Source organism: Hyphomonas sp. (assembly GCF_037969335.1).
In the GTDB taxonomy this organism is placed as follows: Bacteria; Pseudomonadota; Alphaproteobacteria; order Caulobacterales; family Hyphomonadaceae; genus Hyphomonas.
Genome location: NZ_JBBKXE010000116.1, coordinates 1 through 14,178, shown reverse-complemented (window position 1 = coordinate 14,178; position 14,178 = coordinate 1). Strand labels below are relative to the sequence as shown.

The 14,178-nt window shown below is 62.4% G+C and carries 16 protein-coding genes and 2 tRNA genes; 13 read left to right on the top strand and 5 right to left on the bottom strand.

Annotated features, from left to right (window positions below; all coding sequences use genetic code 11):
• Nucleotides 1–182 precede the first annotated feature (182 nt).
• The 4 genes from AADA04_RS08770 (at nt 183) to AADA04_RS08755 (ending at nt 3,846) form a co-directional block, all read left to right on the top strand.
• Nucleotides 183–259, top strand: a tRNA-Met gene (locus AADA04_RS08770).
• 125 nt (nt 260–384) lie between these two features.
• Nucleotides 385–1,029: a TetR/AcrR family transcriptional regulator gene (locus AADA04_RS08765; RefSeq protein ID WP_340692879.1), complete on the top strand. Its 645-nt coding sequence runs from the start codon at nt 385–387 to the stop codon at nt 1,027–1,029.
• 97 nt (nt 1,030–1,126) lie between these two features.
• Nucleotides 1,127–2,875, top strand: a complete 1,749-nt coding sequence (locus AADA04_RS08760; protein WP_340692878.1) for an amidohydrolase family protein — start codon at nt 1,127–1,129, stop codon at nt 2,873–2,875.
• Nucleotides 2,872–3,846 carry an alpha/beta hydrolase gene (locus AADA04_RS08755; protein WP_340692877.1) on the top strand — a complete coding sequence of 325 codons (975 nt, stop codon included), beginning with the start codon at nt 2,872–2,874 and terminating at the stop codon, nt 3,844–3,846. Before AADA04_RS08760 ends, AADA04_RS08755 begins: the two co-directional genes overlap by 4 nt.
• Before the next feature lie 69 nt (nt 3,847–3,915).
• Here the strand turns inward: AADA04_RS08755 and AADA04_RS08750 are convergent, their stop codons facing one another.
• The gene (locus tag AADA04_RS08750) at nt 3,916–4,068 is read right to left on the bottom strand and encodes an entericidin A/B family lipoprotein (RefSeq protein WP_340692876.1); all 153 of its coding nucleotides are present in this window, start codon (nt 4,066–4,068) and stop codon (nt 3,916–3,918) included.
• An 83-nt stretch (nt 4,069–4,151) separates the two neighbouring features.
• Complete coding sequence (locus tag AADA04_RS08745) at nt 4,152–4,832, bottom strand: TetR/AcrR family transcriptional regulator (protein WP_340692875.1); 681 nt, start codon at nt 4,830–4,832, stop codon at nt 4,152–4,154.
• Nucleotides 4,833–4,968: 136 nt separating this feature from the next.
• Between AADA04_RS08745 and AADA04_RS08740 the strand changes: the two genes are divergently transcribed.
• Nucleotides 4,969–6,207, top strand: a complete 1,239-nt coding sequence (locus AADA04_RS08740) for an HlyD family secretion protein (protein ID WP_340692874.1) — start codon at nt 4,969–4,971, stop codon at nt 6,205–6,207.
• A 1-nt stretch (nt 6,208) separates the two neighbouring features.
• A complete protein-coding gene (locus AADA04_RS08735) occupies nt 6,209–7,801 on the top strand; it encodes a DHA2 family efflux MFS transporter permease subunit (RefSeq protein WP_340692873.1) in 1,593 nt (530 codons plus the stop codon).
• A gap of 69 nt (nt 7,802–7,870) precedes the next feature.
• Here AADA04_RS08735 and AADA04_RS08730 read toward each other — a convergent pair whose 3' ends face one another.
• The gene (locus AADA04_RS08730) at nt 7,871–8,044 is read right to left on the bottom strand and encodes a DUF1328 domain-containing protein (RefSeq protein WP_340692872.1); all 174 of its coding nucleotides are present in this window, start codon (nt 8,042–8,044) and stop codon (nt 7,871–7,873) included.
• Nucleotides 8,045–8,129: 85 nt separating this feature from the next.
• Between AADA04_RS08730 and AADA04_RS08725 the strand changes: the two genes are divergently transcribed.
• The 5 genes from AADA04_RS08725 to AADA04_RS08705 all read left to right on the top strand — a co-directional run bounded on the left by AADA04_RS08725 (nt 8,130) and on the right by AADA04_RS08705 (nt 11,399).
• Nucleotides 8,130–9,062, top strand: coding sequence for a diacylglycerol kinase family protein (locus AADA04_RS08725; RefSeq protein WP_340692871.1), 933 nt, complete (start codon nt 8,130–8,132; stop codon nt 9,060–9,062).
• Entirely contained in the window at nt 9,062–9,901 is an 840-nt protein-coding gene (locus AADA04_RS08720) for a metallophosphoesterase (protein WP_340692870.1), read from the top strand. Before AADA04_RS08725 ends, AADA04_RS08720 begins: the two co-directional genes overlap by 1 nt.
• 101 nt (nt 9,902–10,002) lie before the next feature.
• Nucleotides 10,003–10,308, top strand: coding sequence for a hypothetical protein (locus AADA04_RS08715; protein ID WP_340692869.1), 306 nt, complete (start codon nt 10,003–10,005; stop codon nt 10,306–10,308).
• Nucleotides 10,309–10,314: 6 nt separating this feature from the next.
• On the top strand, nt 10,315–10,713 hold the full coding sequence (locus AADA04_RS08710; protein ID WP_340692868.1) for a hypothetical protein: 399 nt from the start codon (nt 10,315–10,317) through the stop codon (nt 10,711–10,713).
• A 29-nt stretch (nt 10,714–10,742) separates the two neighbouring features.
• The gene (locus AADA04_RS08705; protein ID WP_340692867.1) at nt 10,743–11,399 is read left to right on the top strand and encodes a hypothetical protein; all 657 of its coding nucleotides are present in this window, start codon (nt 10,743–10,745) and stop codon (nt 11,397–11,399) included.
• Between the two features lie 4 nt (nt 11,400–11,403).
• On the opposite strand, the gene AADA04_RS08700 is transcribed toward AADA04_RS08705, so the two are convergent.
• Both AADA04_RS08700 and AADA04_RS08695 read right to left on the bottom strand, forming a co-directional pair.
• A complete protein-coding gene (locus AADA04_RS08700) occupies nt 11,404–13,071 on the bottom strand; it encodes an MFS transporter (RefSeq protein WP_340692866.1) in 1,668 nt (555 codons plus the stop codon).
• A gap of 62 nt (nt 13,072–13,133) precedes the next feature.
• A tRNA-Gly gene (locus AADA04_RS08695) sits at nt 13,134–13,207 on the bottom strand.
• 94 nt (nt 13,208–13,301) lie between these two features.
• Between AADA04_RS08695 and AADA04_RS08690 the strand changes: the two genes are divergently transcribed.
• Together AADA04_RS08690 and AADA04_RS08685 are read left to right on the top strand one after the other, a co-directional pair.
• A complete protein-coding gene (locus tag AADA04_RS08690; protein ID WP_340692865.1) occupies nt 13,302–13,685 on the top strand; it encodes a CrcB family protein in 384 nt (127 codons plus the stop codon).
• A partial coding sequence (locus tag AADA04_RS08685) for a pseudouridine synthase (protein ID WP_340692864.1) occupies nt 13,682–14,178 on the top strand: 497 nt, incomplete at its 3' end. The genes AADA04_RS08690 and AADA04_RS08685, both read left to right, overlap by 4 nt.

The following is a 14,178-nucleotide window of genomic DNA, read 5'->3' as shown; positions in this document are numbered from 1 at the left end:
CAGAAATCAGTAAGTATAATGCCTCTTGCAGACACAAATCTTTCCTTTACTTCGAAGGGCCATCTCGCGATGGCCTGCCGTGACGGACCTCGGTCCACACGGCTCTTGTCCGGCCTCAGCCTGGAAATGGCGGGCCGGATTTGCATTTCAGGGCCCAGCGCCTTAAATGCTCATACAGTTGACGCGGGATGGAGCAGTCCGGTAGCTCGTCAGGCTCATAACCTGAAGGTCACAGGTTCAAATCCTGTTCCCGCACCCAAATACAGAAAACCCGTCTCATCCGTGAGGCGGGTTTTTTTGTGTCTGGCGTTCAGGGAATTTGGTATGGCCCGTGTCCCGGCATAGTATTGGCCGATTGTGACGATGACTGAAGGCGCAAGATCCATGACGACACGACCAAGAGGCCGTCCCGGCCAGGATGACGCTGACGTCGTGTCGGATGACGTACTGCTTGACGCCGTTCTGCGCGCGTTCGGTGAAAACGGTTTCGACGGCACCTCGGTCCGCGATGTCGCGCGCCGGCTCAATATCAGTCACAACCTGATCCCCCAGCGCTTCGGCTCCAAATCCAGTCTCTGGTATGCTGCCGTCGACTACGGCTTTGGCAAGCTGGACGAGGAGATCGTCCGCGAGGGCAAGGCGCTCGGCGATGATGAACTGGTTATCCTGCGGGGCTTGCTGGTCCGCATTCTGGAACTCGGCGCGCTTCAGCCCGCTCTGCTGCAGATCATTAACCAGGAAGCCAGTCATCCCGGTCCGCGCTTCGATTATCTCTTCACCCGCTTTATCAAACCGGCCGACGCTTTTACCGAGTCCTGGCTCGATAGCCTGGCAGCCCAGGGTCGGATCCGGAAGCCCCCGCCGGGCCTGCTCTATTTCCTGATCAACCATGGCGCCGGCAGCATGTTTGCCTTCCCCGACCTGGCCGCCCGCCTGAATGAAGACGCCGGCTCGGCGAAGGCTGCAAGCGTCCGGGAGCAGGCTGAAATGATTGTCGGTATACTGCTCGATGGCATGTTGCCGCGTTGAGGCGGTCGGCCTTCTATTAAATTGACAGCTGTCACGAGGTCTGGTTCTATTTGTTCGGAAGCAAGCGCGCACCCGACCAAACAGGACAGGAATCCCCATGCACGATCTGATTATCCGCGGCGGCACCGTGATTGACGGCACCGGCGCACCCGCGATCAAGGCGGACGTCGCCATCAATGGCAGTGTGATTTCTGCCATCGGCGACAATCTGGGCCCGGCGCGCGAAGAAATCGATGCCACGGGATTGCTGGTGACTCCGGGTTGGGTGGATATCCACGCGCACTATGATGGCCAGCTGACATGGGATCCTTATGTGACGCCTGCAGGCTGGAGCGGAACCACCACTGTTGTCGTCGGCAATTGCGGTGTCGGGTTCGCGCCTGTGCGCCCGGACCAGCACGACTTCCTGATCCAGCTGATGGAAGGTGTCGAAGATATTCCCGGTGCCGCCCTTGCTGAAGGGATCAGCTGGGAATGGGAAACATTCCCCGAATACATGGATGCGCTCGAGCGCCGGTCCTTCGCCATCGACATCGGCACGCAAGTCCCCCACGGCGCCGTGCGCGCCTATGTGATGGGCGAGGATGCCAATGTAAAAGAAGCAGGCCTCGATGACATCCAGAAGATGGCAGACATCGTCAAGGAAGGCCTTGAGGCTGGCGCGCTCGGTTTCTCGACCTCGCGCACGACACTGCACCGGGCCAAGGACGGCCAGGTGGTTCCCGGCACGTACGCGGCCTCTGATGAGCTTTTTGAAATCGGCCGCACGCTCGGCCAAGTCGGGCATGGCGTATTCCAGCTTGCCGGCGACTACGTCCCCGAGGAATACGAGATCGGCTGGATGAAGGCGCTGAGCCGGGAAGTCAATAAACGTGTCCTGTTCAGCATGGTCCAGAGCGCAGGCGACCCCGACCAGTGGCGGCGCCTGTTGCAGGCCGCCGAGGAAGACGCCGCAGAGGGCGGGCAACTGACGCCCATGATCGCGCCGCGGCCCGTGGGCCTGCTGCTCGGTTTCGAAAGCAGCGTTCATCCCTTCCTGCTGCACCCCGGCTTTGTCGCCCTGCATGGCCTGTCGGTCGACGAACGCCGCGCGGCCCTTCGCACACCTGAAGTTCGCGAGTCGATCCTGAACGATGCGCCGGACTTCTCGAAAGCGGATGGATTGCTCGCGATGTTCACCGTCGGGTTCGAACAGATGTTTCCACTCGGGGAAAAGCCGAATTACGAGCCGGCGCCCGAAGAGAGCATCGCCGCCCGTGCCGAAAAGAAGGGCTGCACCCCGCAGGAACTTCTGTACGACATCATGACGTCCGAGACCGGGAACCTGATCTACCTGCCCATGTTGGGATATGTGGATCGCAATCTCGATGCGACATCCGAACTGATGCGCCACCCGAACAGCATTTATGGTCTGGCTGATGGTGGCGCGCATTGCGGCCTGATCAGTGATGCCAGCATTCCCACATTCCTGCTGACGCACTGGGCGCGCGACCGCACGCGGGGCGCGCGTATTCCGATCGAGGAACTGGTGGAAAACCAGACCCGCCGCACGGCGGAGTGCTACGGACTGAATGATCGCGGCGTCATTGCCGTTGGTATGAAGGCCGACATCAATGTCATTGATTTCGACAACCTTGAAATCCACGAGCCGAAAATGACGTATGATCTTCCCGCAGAGGGCAAGCGCTTCCTGCAGAAGATCACCGGGTATCACGCGACCCTGTGCAGTGGTCAGGTGATCTACCGGGACGGCGCGCCAACCGGAAACCTGCCGGGCAAACTCATCCGTGGGCCGCAAGCGGCTGCCAACCTCAATCAGGCTTACGAGACAGGACTCGTTTCGTGAATCCGACCGTCACGCGGAGCGATATCAAGCTTCCCGGCCGCGCCGGGGATCCGGATTTTCATCTCTCGACACTTCAGGCGGGCAGCGGGCCGGCTGTTGTCTTCGTGCATGGCTTTCCTGATCTTGCGATCGGCTGGCAACACCAGCTGTCTGTTGTGGCTGACGCGGGATATCATGTCATCGCGCCCGACATGCGCGGCTATGGCGACAGTTCATGCCCGCATCCGGTCGAGGCTTACAGCATGTCTGAACTGACGGGCGATCTTGTCGCCCTGCTGGATGCGCTGGGTATCGAAAAAGCGGTCTTTGTCGGCCATGACTGGGGCGGTTTCATTGCCTGGGCGATGCCGGTTCTGCATCCTGACCGGGTCGCGGGAATGGTGGGTGTTTGCACCCCCTACATGCCCATGCCGAGTGTGGCGATACACACCGCTGCGGTGGATGGTGATGTCGAGCGCCAATACGTCTCCTGGTTCCAGATCCCCGATCTCGCCGAGACAGTCATGGACCCGCACGCCCGTTCAATCGTGGCGAAAATCATGCGGGGCGGCGCGCCGCTGGCGGACCTCTACAAGCATGCGTTTGCCGATGGCAAACTGCATGCGAACCCGTTCCTCGACCCCTCATCACCGGACGGGCTGGGCAAGCCGCTGCTCGATGACGCGACGTTCGAGCACTATGTCGAAGCCTATTCGAAAACCGGCTATCGGGGCGGTATCAACTGGTATCGGAATATCGATGCCAATGCGGCTGCGCATCCGGATGTCGGTGTCGTGCCGATTGACCTGCCATGCCTCATGCTGACAGCTGAACTTGATCCGGGCCTGCGGCCGGAGTTCGCAGCAGACATGCCGGAGCGGTGCAGCGATCTCGAAATGCACATGATCAAGAATGCGAGCCATTGGGTCCAGCAGGAATACCCGGACATTCTCAACGGTTACATCCTGTCCTGGCTAGAGCGGAAGTTCTGAACCGCCGAACAGAAAAAAGCGCGCTGGCAGGACCAGCGCGCTTTTGCATTTCAGGCCAGATAGCCCAGCCTATTCAGGCTTGTTGGCGTCAGCCGTTTCTTCGATCTTGTCACCAGCCGCTTCGATGTCCTGGCCGGCACCTTCGACAGTGTTACAGGCCGAGAGGAACAGGACCATGGCAGCAGCGCCGATGGCACCAGCCGTTTTGAGTGCGTTTTTCATTGTCAGTCTCCTTGCAATTAACCTGCAGACCCAACGCACTTGTCGTTATCGTGTTCCCAAAAATAATCCTGCGCTGAAAAGTTTCAATCTGCCTGGCTGGATGCCTCGTCAGGCTTGGGCTGGTATCGGACGGCACCATGCAGGAACATGTCGACGACCATGTCGACCGAGGCCTTGATTTCTTCCGGGCCCGGGCGAACGTCGTCGTCCATAAGCGCGCGGTTCACCAGGCCGGCGCGGCTCATTTCCAGGAACAGGCTGGCGGCCCTGTGAGGGTCGTCGAGATGGATTTCTCCGGCGTCGACACGATCGATCAGGTAGTCGGCGAGTGCCTGGCGCACACGGTCGGATCCGCGCCGCACGAATTCCCTTGGAATCTCGGGGAATTTCCGGGCAAGCCCAAGAATCAGCCGATACATTTCAAGCGATTCGGGCTCGAGCAGCTTGCTGGTGAATTGCTGTCCAATCCGGCGCAGGCCGTCTGCGACCGGCGCATGGGCCGACAATTCAACCCCCATGCTGGCTGTGATCTGGCGGATGCGCTCGTCGAGCATGGCCAGGAACAGGCCCTGCTTGTCGCCGAATTGTGAATACAGTGTCGACAGTGATCCACCGGCGCGCTGAACGATGTCCGACATGCTGGCGGCTTCATATCCCTGCTCGAGAAACACCTCGCGCGCTGCCGCAATAAAGGCTGCGCGTCGTTTGTCGCCGCGGCTGACCGGTTCAGTGTTTCGCGTATCCATCGTGCCAGCGGTGTCCATGCCTGTTTGGGTCCTTTCTCTGCCTGATTTCAAGACTGCCACTAGAAACCGTAATTGACATTACATATTTTTCGAGTGTAATCAATATTACACTCGCCAAAGTTCCAACGCGGCAACCCTGTGATGAGGTATTCAGATGGCGCTCAAGCCATTTCCGTCCGTTCCGAAAGTCGTCGAGCCGGTGAAGGAAGCCGAGAAGGGCGATGTGCCGGCAGCCAGCAATGATGCTGACGCTGCGGTCGCTGCGCCGCCCGTCAGTTACCGGCGTTACGCCATCTACGCCCTTGCGGGGATTGCGGCGCTGTTTGCCGTCTGGAAAGGCGTCGGCTGGTGGACAACGGGCCGTTTCGAAGTGACCACCGACAATGCCTATATCCGGGCTGACATCACCACGGTTTCCTCCAAGATCCAGGGCTATGTCGAGACCGTCGCGGTAAAGGACAATCAGGCCGTGAAGGCGGGTGACCTTTTGGTCGTGATAGAGGGCGCAGATTACGCCGCCCGCCTGTCGGAAGCCAAAGCCGCCCTGTCACAGGCCGGGGCGCAGGCCGCGCAGGCGCGCGCCGAAGTTGCGTCCAGGCGCTCGCTCGAAGCGTCTGCCCTGGCCGAGATCGCGGCCCAGACGGATCGGCTCGCCGAGACCCGCGCGACGGTTCAGTCCGTGCAGGCAAACGAGAAACTCGCGACCGACGATCTCACACGCTACACAGAGCTTGCCGGCAAAGGCCACTATCCCGCCGCCCGTCTCGAAACAGCGCAGGCCGAGTCCGATGCCGCAGGTGCCGAAGCGAACCGCGCTTCCGCTGCGGTCACGACCCAGAAGAGCCAGCTGCATGTTGCCGAGGCCGGTCTTGCGCGGGCCCGTCAGGACATTATTGCCGCCGAAGCAGCCGTCGCAGGTGCAGACGCGCAGGTCGAAGCTGCGCGCGCCCGCGTGACGGCAGCGCAGCTGGAAGCGGGCCGCACCGAAATCCGTGCACCGATTTCCGGCGTCGTCGCCAACCGTGTCGTATCGGAAGGACAATTGCTCAGCCCGGGCCAGCAGGCGCTGTCCATCGTGCCGGTGGACCAGGCCTATGTCATTGCCAATTTCAAGGAGACGCAGGTCGAGAAGATGCGGCCCGGCCAGAAGGTCGCGCTGCATGTCGATGCCTATCCCGATCTCAGGGTCGAAGGCATTGTGGACTCGCTCGCGCCAGCCTCCGGCGCACAGTTCAGCCTGATCCCGCAGGATACTGCCACCGGCAATTTTACCAAGATTGTCCAGCGCGTACCCGTGCGCGTCGCCATCTCGAAGGCCGCGCTCGATACCGGCCTGATGCGTCCCGGCCTGTCGGTCGAGGCGGTCGTCACCGTCAAGCCGGCAAAGTCGTGAGATGAGCAGTTCGGCCCCGACGGGCACGGGTGACGCCACCGTTCCGGCGGACGGCGACAAGATTCCGATCACCCTTCACATCGGCTTTTTTGCCATGGTCATCGGCATGTTCATGTCGATCCTCGACGTGCAAATCGTCGCCAGTTCCATCCGTCAGATCCAGGCAGGGGTCTCGGCCAGCAGCGATGAAATTGCCTGGGTGCAGACCGGCTACCTGATCGCCGAAGTTGTCGGTATCCCGCTTTCGGGTTTCCTCAACCGCGTCTTTGGCCTGCGGCGTCTGTTCATGATGTCGGCTGCGGCCTTCACCGTGTCCAGCGTTCTGTGCGCCATGTCGTGGGATTTGGATTCCCTTGTCTTCTTCCGGTGCATCCAGGGCTTTGTCGGCGCCGCCATGGTGCCGTCGACCATGGCGGCGGCTTTCACGCTGTTCCCCGGTGGCCGGTCAATGACACAACAGGTGATGATCGGTATGGTCGCCACGCTCGCGCCATCCATCGGGCCGACGCTGGGTGGCTGGATCACCGGGCACATGAGCTGGCACTTTCTGTTCCTGCTCAACGTCATTCCCGGAATTGTTGCGGTCGTGCTCGTGTGGCGGTTCATTCCGCGCCAGAAAGGCGAGGCGAACCTGCTGCGCCGCATCGACCTGATGGGGCTGGCGAGCATGGCGGTGATGCTGGGCGCCTTTGAATGGATCGTCGAAGAAGGTCCCGCAGAGGGCTGGTCGCAGAGCGGCGTGATCGTCCGCTGGACGTTCTACTGCATCATTGCCACCTGTATTTTCTTCTATCGCGCCTTTCGCGTGGAACACCCGATTGTCGATCTCACCGTGTTCCGCGACCGGAACTTTGCCTCCGGCGCAATCGTCGGGGCCGTTGTCGGGTTCGTCCTGTATGGGTCGGTCTACGCGTTGCCGCTCTTCCTCGGCCAGGTCCAGGGCTATTCCGCGCTGCAGATCGGGCAGGTCATGGGCGTGTCCGGCATGGCCATGTTTTTCGGCGGACCGATTGCCGGTGCACTGACGCGGCGGTTTGATCCGCGCCTGATCCTCGGCACGGGGCTGATCATGATCACGATTGGCGTCGCCGGAAATGCACAGATGACGCAGGAATCGAGTTTCAACGAATTGTTCTGGCCGCAGGCCATTCGCGGCGTCGGCCTGATCATGACAATGGTGCCGACCACCAACCTCGCCCTCGGTACGCTGCCGCCGCTGCGGGTGGCGAATGCGTCAGGCCTGTTCACGGTTTGCCGCAACCTTGGCGGCGCTGTCGGCATCGCCTTCCTGAACACGCTGATGCTGCACTATAATTCGCTCCACCAGCAGGAACTCTCTGCGGGGATGAGCATCGCGCGCCCGGAGGTCCAGGCATGGCTCAGCCAGACGGCGGCGCGACTTCAGGCGGCGGGCGTGGCCGATCCGCAGGGGGCGGCGATGATGGAGCTTGGTCACCGCGTCCAGTTGGAAGCGCTGGTGATGACCTATAATAACCTCTTCATGGCGATGGCCATGGCGTCTGCGGCGGCATTCCTGATCGTGTTCGTCCTGCAAAAACCCAATCCTGCGGTGGGCCCCGTCGCGGCGCACTAGAATCTCCGGAACAGAAAAAGGGCGCTGAAGCATCAGCGCCCTTTGTCGAATCCATATGTCGTCGGAATGTCAGACGACGTTCTTTCCCCGTACGGCCCGAACCACGAATGTCAGGACCAGGAGGGCCAGGAAGACGAAGAACAGGATCTGCGCGATCCCGGCCGAGGCCCCTGCGATGCCACCGAAACCAAGTGCGGCGGCGATAATGGCGAAAATGAAGAATGCGAGTGCCCAACCGAGCATGATGTGTCTCCTTGTTGCTGTGTCCGGCTTGCTGCGCCGTTGAACAATCAACTCGGACCCCGCCCGAATGGTTCCGGAAAAATTCATGCGGAACCTTCGTCCAATTACCGGCGTTGATCTGGTGGCGCGCGTGCGTCTGACCGATCTCGACACGAAGGAACATCCGTTGAAACTCTACGCGCTGATAAACGCCGAATCCGGCTCAACGCCGAACAATTCCGAAGACGCCTTGCGGTCAGAGCTGCAGGCGCTCGGCCTGTCGGCGGATATTGTCCCGGTTGGTGCCGGCGAACTGAATACGGCGGTCCAGACCGCGATTGCTTCCAATCCGGACGCCTTGATTGTCTGGGGCGGTGACGGATCCGTGGCCTGCACCCTGTCGGCCAGTGGCCCGTCCGGCCCGCCCGTGCTCGCGCTCCCGGGCGGCACCATGAACCTGGTCCACAAGCGGCTGCATGGCGAGGACATGGACTGGAAGAAGATACTAGCCAGCGCGCTGAGCGCACCGGAGCCAGAACCGTTCTCGGCCGGGTGCGTCTCGGAACACCTGTTCTTCGTGGCCGCCATGATGGGGCAGGTGACAGCGCTCGCCGAGTCGCGCGAGGCGGCCCGGCACGGGCAGTTGCTCAAGGCCGCCCAGCTGGCGGTCAATTCGGATGCACTCACGCTCGACCGGCGCCTGCGCCTCGAATCCGTGCACGCGTCGGGAAACCAGACATTCGATGCGGTTGCCGCTGCGGTCGTGATTGGCGGCGGTTCAGCGCCCCGGCTGGAAGTCGCCGCAATCCATCCGCAGTCGGCACTCGACTGGATGGCGATTGCCGTGGACGCCCTGGCGAATGGCTGGCGCGATGCGGATTCCATCGAGATCGACGAGACACGAACCGTGTTGATTACCGACTTTGATGGCCAGGAATTTGCGGCAACCATTGATGGCGAAACCGTCACCATGCCGAGCGGCACAATTATCAGCCTCAAACGCCACGCCGCGAACGTCCTGCGCGCTCGGCCCACCTGATGCGTATTGTCCAGCTGGCAGACCTGCATTTCGGAACCGAGGACCCGCGCGCCATCGAGGCGGCCGCGTCGCGTATAAGCATGATTGATCCTGACGTGATCGTGGTCAGCGGCGACATGACCCAGCGCGGCAAGCACCGGGAATTCCAGGCCGCCCGCGACTGGATCGATACGCTGGCCCGGCCGACCCTGATCGTGCCGGGAAACCATGACACGCCGCTGCTGAACATGCTGTCGCGCGCGCGCCGTCCATTCAAACGCCACCATTCCTATTTCCCCGTCCGCACCGACATGCTCCAGGTCGGGGATGTCAGCATTGACGGCCTGAACACGGCGCGGGGCTGGCAGGCGCGGTCCAACTGGGCGGAAGGGTCTGTCCGCCTTGATCATCTTGCCGATATTGTCTCCCGTGATGCACCCGCTGACTCGCTCCGCATGCTCGCCTGCCACCATCCTTTCCGGTCGCCGACAGATGCACCGCTCAGGACGCGCACCCGGCGCGGCGCGCTGGCCAGCGAAATGCTGGCCTCCAGCGATATCTCGGTTCTCCTGACAGGACATGTGCACACGCCCCACGCCGAACTGATCCGCGAGGCAACCGGCAACTATATCGCGATCTCGGCCGGCACACTCTCCACACGCTTGCGCAACGCGCTTCCGGCCTTCAACAGCCTCGACGTGACCGATGCGGCGATCTCGGTCGAGACGCATGATTTCGACGGCATGGTGTTCAGGGCCCGGCCATTGGGAAGGTGGCGGACGTCAGATCTCTTGCCGCAAGCGCCCACGCGAAGCGCGGAGATTTGGCCGTTCGCGCAAGCCTCGCAGCCGCAAGACTAGGGGGTTTCGCGTATTTCCAGAGAATTCCTTTTGTCAGTATGGAACACAGCGCCCGCCAAGTCGTTGATTGGACGCTAATAACCAACAACAAGGAGCTCAGAATGAACACCAAGACCGCTACCGGTACCGCGCTGAAGTCAGAGATCAATGACGACGTTGACGCCCTGAAGGGCGACATTGCCTCCCTGCGTGACGACCTGCGCGAAGTCGTCAAGGATATGCGCAGCCTCGCATCCGTACGTGCCCAGCAGGGTGTGGAAAAAGGCGCTGAACTGGCCAAGAAGGCCGGCAGCGAAGTGGAAGAAGCCAAGGATGCCGTCGAAACACGTATCCGCGAAAACCCGCTGACCGCCATCGGTATCGCTTTCGGCGCCGGTCTCGTCCTCGCGATGCTGCGCCGGAACTAAGCCTCAATGGACACGACGAAACTTCGTCTCTTCGCGGCAGTCGCCGGGATCCTCTTCGGACTCGGCGGCGTGTTCGCGCTTGCAGTCGCTTCAACGCTTGCCCTTGCCAGCATCATGGGCATGGTCGGCGCCAGCTTCACCGTGGCCGCGCTGCTGCTGTCGGCTGCCTGCGCCTGCCTCTATCTCTTTCTCCAGCCCCAACGCTCTTCGGCGGAGGAAGTGGACAATATCGAGGATGCGGCCGCTGATGCCCTGGCAGACCTGCCATTCGACGCGATAAAGTCGATCATTGAAAAGCGTCCGCTCACCGTGGCGGCGCTGGCAATGGTCGCGGGCTATTCCTTCATGCGTGATCCTGCAGGTGTCGCGCGCCATGCCCAGCGTTTCATGTTAGGCTTGCTCTGAGATAGATGAGCCGGCCCAACAGGAAATTCATGCACCCTGCCATTCTGATTGTTTCCGCCCTCACGGCGGGTGCGGCGCTCGCGCGCAAACTCCTCTCGGGCGAAGTCGCCAGCCGCAAGAACAAGGCGATCGAGGCGGCCGCCCAGGAGGCGCGTATCCGAATCCGGCGCGAAGCCCATAAATTCCTGAAGGCGAGCTTCCGTCACTTTGCCATCGCGACGGGCGTGAAGGCGTCCATCCTCGCCACGCTCTGGATCGTCTGGCGTGCGCACGGCCTCAGCGACAAGGCGATTTCCATCTCCGTCGGCACCGCGCTCGTCGCCTTCCTGATCCGCGACGCTTGGGTCATCTACCCGACCGCGCGCTATGTGATCAGTGCGTTGCTGCGCAATGGCTGGCATCCCCTGCGCGCGCTGCGTGAAACCGTTGCGGCGCTCGTGTTCGAGCAGGTGCTGGCAGAAGCCCAGTCCCAGCCCCAGCCACGGTCGCACAAATTGCTCATCTCCCTCGCCGGCCATGATCGCGAGACCCTGCACAAGGAAGTCGCCGAGGCGGTGGCCGAGATTGCCCGACAGGCCTCATGGGACGACCTCAAGCCCTATATCTTCGGCGCCGTCGCCAAGACCGTGTCGATCATGGCCATCTACGGCATCATGGTCGCCGTGCTCGTCTCCCGGCTGCCCTGACGCGTCAGTTGCCGCGCGTCGGGTCGGTCATCGAGGGCGCCGGTTCCTGCACGACCTTGCCTTGGACTCCCATGTCGCTGGCGGGATGCCGCTCTATCAGCCGCCTGATCCGGGGCGGATGGTCTTTCGAAACCAGGTCCCGGATGCGCACACTCAGCGCGGCATCGTCCTTCGTGCGCCGCTGGGTACTGCGCACATAGTCCAGCCAGGTGGGAAACTGGTATCGCTCGGTCCAGATCAATGGGTCCGACAGGTCCCTCAGCAAGGTCCACCCTCTTGCGCCGTCCCGTCGGCATATCCGGCGGCGTTCAGCCATCACGGCGGCGAAGGTGAGAATCCTGTCTTCGTCGAGCGTGTACTCGATCGAGATCACGACGGGGCCGCTCCGGGGCTCGATCGGAACAGCGATGTCGGGTTCATGCCAGCGGTTGAGCGGATCGAGGTCGAGATGGTCCGCGCCGGGAAGCGGCAGGGCCAGGGCGGCCAGCAGGCCAAGGCCCAACACGGCGGCCGCCATCAACAGCGCCGGGCCTGCGCCTGCCCATTCCGCGATCCACCCCACGGTCGAGCTGCCGGCGACCATGCCGGCAAAGGCGACCATCTGGTAGACGGCGACGCTCCGCGCCACGACCCAGCGCGGCGCGGCGATCTGCACGGCCACGTTGAATGTCGACAGGGCCAGCACCCATCCGGCGCCGGTCAGGAAGAGGGCTGGCAGCGTAAACCACAGGCTCTGGCTCAGGCCCGTGATGGCCGTTCCCGCTGTCAGCGCCACGGTCGCGATCAGGATGATCCGGTTGGTTGTCTGCGACCTGCGCAGGCGGCTCATCGCGAAGGCGCCTGTGATGGCGCCTATTCCGAAGGCGCCGAGCAGGGTGCCGAAGATGACCGCGCCGCCGCCGATCAGGTCGAGGGCGATAATCGGCATCAGGGCCGAGACGGCGGTAGCTGCGGGAACCAGGATGATGACGCGCGCCAGGACGATACGTATGTGCGGCGACATCGCAGCATAGCGCAGCCCGGCCGAAATGGCGCTCAACGTATTCTCGCGCGGCAGCGTTCGGGCCTCGACAGGCCGTTTCCATCGCAGCAGCACCACGATCAGGCCGAGATAGCTGACAGCATTGAGCAGGAAGGCAGCCGCCGCACCGGCAATGGCAACGATGGCCCCGCCAATGGCAGGTCCGACGCTGCGGGCGACATTGAAGCCCATGCTGTTATACGCGATGGCCCCCGGCAACAGGGCGCGCGGAACCATGTCGCCGACCGAGGCCTGCCAGGCCGGGCTGTAAAAGGCCGACCCGCACCCGATCAGGAACGTGAACATCAGCAGCCGAAGGGGTGTCAGCAAGCCGGACCAGGCAAAATACGCCAGCGCGAAAGACGCGACCATCATGAAGACCTGCGACCAGAGCATCACCAGCCTGCGGTCCCGGCTGTCGGCCAGTGCACCCGCCCACAGCGAGAACAACATGATCGGCAAGGCCGTCGAGGCCTGGACGAGCGCGACATCCTGTTTCGAGCTGGACAGGGTTGTCATCAGCCAGCCCGCGCCGACCGCCTGGACCAGCCGACCGAAATTCGATGTCAGGCTTGCAATCCACATCTGGCGGAAAATCGGCACGGCAAACGCGGATTTGGGAATCGCAGGGGCGGCGTCTGACTGGCTCATCTGCCGCCATGATAGGCGCGCCGCGTCTTTCAGCAACAAGACATTGCGCGCCGGTCAGGAAATGGAGCGGGTGAAGGGAATCGAACCCTCGTCACTTGCTTGGGAAGCAAAAGCTCTACCATTGAGCTACACCCGCGTGCCGCACTCATTTGAGCCGGAAAACAGGCCAGTGCAAGGCCCGTTGCCATTGCCGCTGGCGATTCGCCGCCGTCCGGCGTAGAAGGCCCGGCATGAACGGATTTTTACTCGTAGCAGCAGGCGGCGCCCTCGGCGCCATGCTCCGGCACAGCGTCGGATTTGCCGCCGTGCGCATGCCTCTGGGCGGCGCGGCGGGCGCGACCCTGCTCGTCAATATTGTCGGCAGCGCCCTGATGGGCGTGCTGATGGCCTGGCTGATGCATCGGCAGGGCCCGTCGCAAGGCGCATGGCTGATGTTCCTCGGCACCGGCCTGCTCGGCGGATTCACCACATTCTCCGCCTTTTCACGCGAAGTCGTCATCATGATGGAATCCGGCGCTTACATGCGCGCGCTCAGCTATGCGCTCGTCTCTGTCATCGTCTCGGTCCTCGCGCTGATGGCGGCGCTCTACATTACACGGAAGGTGCTCGCATGAGCGGCCAGATCATTACCGAAACCGTTACCGACAAGGAAGAAGGCACGCGCCTCGACCGCTGGATCAAGCGCCGCGTGCCGGCCACGCAGGGCCAGGTCGAGAAATGGCTGCGCACCGGTCAGGTCCGCGTCGATGGCGGCCGGGCCAAGGCCAATATGCGCCTGTCTGAGGGCATGGCCGTGCGCCTGCCCATCCTTGACGGCGAGGCCCCGCGCCAGCGCGACCCGGCGGCGAATGCCACGCAAAAGGACCGCGACTTCCTGAAAGACCTGATCATCTACGAAGACGACGAGATGATTGCCTTCAACAAGCCCGCCGGCATCGCCGTGCAGGGCGGGTCGGGGCAGGGGCGCCATATTGACGGCATGCTGCCGGCCCTGTCGGAAGGCCAGCACCGCCCGGTCCTCGTGCACCGGCTCGACAAGGACACGTCCGGTGTCCTGCTTGTTGCGAAATACCCCGCTGCCGCCGCACGCCTCGGTGAACTCTTCCG

Bases quoted from the DNA above. Each gene is read 5' to 3' on its own strand.
- AADA04_RS08765 (WP_340692879.1), top strand. From the start codon at position 385: ATGACGACACGACCAAGAGGCCGTCCCGGCCAGGATGACGCTGACGTC.
- AADA04_RS08760 (WP_340692878.1), top strand. From the start codon at position 1,127: ATGCACGATCTGATTATCCGCGGCGGCACCGTGATTGACGGCACCGGC.
- AADA04_RS08750 (WP_340692876.1), bottom strand. From the start codon at position 4,068: ATGAAAAACGCACTCAAAACGGCTGGTGCCATCGGCGCTGCTGCCATG.
- AADA04_RS08745 (WP_340692875.1), bottom strand. From the start codon at position 4,832: ATGGACACCGCTGGCACGATGGATACGCGAAACACTGAACCGGTCAGC.
- AADA04_RS08740 (WP_340692874.1), top strand. From the start codon at position 4,969: ATGGCGCTCAAGCCATTTCCGTCCGTTCCGAAAGTCGTCGAGCCGGTG.
- AADA04_RS08735 (WP_340692873.1), top strand. From the start codon at position 6,209: ATGAGCAGTTCGGCCCCGACGGGCACGGGTGACGCCACCGTTCCGGCG.
- AADA04_RS08730 (WP_340692872.1), bottom strand. From the start codon at position 8,044: ATGCTCGGTTGGGCACTCGCATTCTTCATTTTCGCCATTATCGCCGCC.
- AADA04_RS08725 (WP_340692871.1), top strand. From the start codon at position 8,130: ATGCGGAACCTTCGTCCAATTACCGGCGTTGATCTGGTGGCGCGCGTG.
- AADA04_RS08720 (WP_340692870.1), top strand. From the start codon at position 9,062: ATGCGTATTGTCCAGCTGGCAGACCTGCATTTCGGAACCGAGGACCCG.
- AADA04_RS08715 (WP_340692869.1), top strand. From the start codon at position 10,003: ATGAACACCAAGACCGCTACCGGTACCGCGCTGAAGTCAGAGATCAAT.
- AADA04_RS08710 (WP_340692868.1), top strand. From the start codon at position 10,315: ATGGACACGACGAAACTTCGTCTCTTCGCGGCAGTCGCCGGGATCCTC.
- AADA04_RS08705 (WP_340692867.1), top strand. From the start codon at position 10,743: ATGCACCCTGCCATTCTGATTGTTTCCGCCCTCACGGCGGGTGCGGCG.
- AADA04_RS08700 (WP_340692866.1), bottom strand. From the start codon at position 13,071: ATGAGCCAGTCAGACGCCGCCCCTGCGATTCCCAAATCCGCGTTTGCC.
- AADA04_RS08690 (WP_340692865.1), top strand. From the start codon at position 13,302: ATGAACGGATTTTTACTCGTAGCAGCAGGCGGCGCCCTCGGCGCCATG.